Below are 1483 nucleotides of genomic sequence, written 5' to 3' on the forward strand. Positions count from 1 at the left end.
CTTGCCAGCGTTCATTGATTGGTTTCGCCCAGCTCATATTTAAACGAGTCATATCAAATGTTCCTGTTGCTGGGTTCCAAGCTTTACAGTTTGCTACTTGATTCAAACCTGCATTAAATTCTGCTTCACATGATTCATAGTCGGAAAAAATAGTCGCTGAATGCGCATTGTATTCATGAAACTTCCTTAATTTTTCTTGGCGTTTTTCAATAGTTTCACACGCATTGATATAACGTCGCTCTAAATCAAGGCGCATTTTTTTCGCGGTGCTCATCTGTTGCTCAACATCTCGTTTTACTTCTTCAAAACGGGCGATTTGTTCTAAAATTTCATCTTCGATCGTATCNACGTTTATTGGTACTTTCCAGTATTTCTCCTGTCATTATAGCAGATTGCTAGATACGACAATCTCCATATAAAAACACGACATTAGTGATTAGTTTCTCACCAATGCCGATACAATAGTCTCATTTTAACTGATTGTACATCAAATAAACAGTAGAGTATCTTTTTATTTTTTGATTATTCGTATTCAATATAGATTTTACTCAAACGATTATTTTCCAAAAATGAAATAATTATTTTAACTACTTCCTCTAAATCACCTTTCATTGAAGTTTGATCAATTTTATTAATATCAAAACATTTTAATTGACTAACTGCAAGAGAGTTATCTTCTATTAACCATGGGGAATCATCATACCATCCCTCATGGTTAAAGTACTCTTTCACAATCCCCTCTTTTTCTACATTACAATCTAATAAGTTATCTAAAATAATCTCAAAATAGCCATTCCAAATTACAAGTTTATTATCATTAGCAACAAAGGAAAGCTCTGCTTCGCCTTCAAAACCTTCATAAAACCTATTATCAATCATTTAATTCATTCCTTCCAATGACCCTTATCTAAAATTTTTATTTGTTCTGGAGTAGCATTTCCTGCCTTTCTGGCATTTATAGCATCATACCATTTATATCCTTCCACCCACTCATTATCACCAATTTTAAAGAAAGTTTGTGGCTTGTTTCCTCCATTTCCAGGTACTGTTCTTTGAACTACCCATGTATTACCCTGTTCTACAGGTGCTCCTGGAGTTCTTGTATGCCACCTCACTTCATACTTAAATTGACCATCATTCCACTTGTAAGTAATTTGTTCATAACCAGCATTCATTGTCTTGGCATTTATTTTTGCGCTGTCAGGAATACCTATAGGTGCTGTCTGCTTATATTGATTGGCTAACTTTAACTGCTCTGTCTCAGTTAAAGTAGAAAGTTTTGGAACATTAGCCCCACTGGCTTTCTTACTCTTAGGCGTAACTTGTCCTGCAGTCAACGGATGCTTCGCATAATAGCCGGCAATTCCCATTGCTGCAATTATACCTGCAATACTTGCCCAACGTTGCGTTTTTTCAAGGGCAGTTAATGGTTTACCTGTATCATAATTTTTTCCATCACGTAATTCAATCGCTAATTTCGTTA

1 protein-coding gene and 2 pseudogenes are annotated in these 1483 nt (G+C 35.2%); all 3 read right to left on the bottom strand.

Annotation, left to right across the window (positions count from 1 at the left end; translation table 11 throughout):
* Window positions 1-346: pseudogene (locus tag RV15_RS18345) on the bottom strand (hypothetical protein); the annotation flags it as partial.
* A 176-nt stretch (window positions 347-522) separates the two neighbouring features.
* The gene (locus RV15_RS18350) at window positions 523-879 is read right to left on the bottom strand and encodes a hypothetical protein (protein WP_071879427.1); all 357 of its coding nucleotides are present in this window, start codon (window positions 877-879) and stop codon (window positions 523-525) included.
* Between the two features lie 5 nt (window positions 880-884).
* Window positions 885-1483 (bottom strand): annotated as a pseudogene (locus RV15_RS18355) (transposase); the annotation flags it as partial.

Origin of the sequence: Enterococcus silesiacus (assembly GCF_001886225.1) — a bacterium.
Lineage (GTDB): Bacteria > Bacillota > Bacilli > Lactobacillales > Enterococcaceae > Enterococcus_L > Enterococcus_L silesiacus.

Coding starts and splice junctions, on each gene's coding strand:
- RV15_RS18350 (WP_071879427.1), bottom strand. CDS start 879: ATGATTGATAATAGGTTTTATGAAGGTTTTGAAGGCGAAGCAGAGCTT.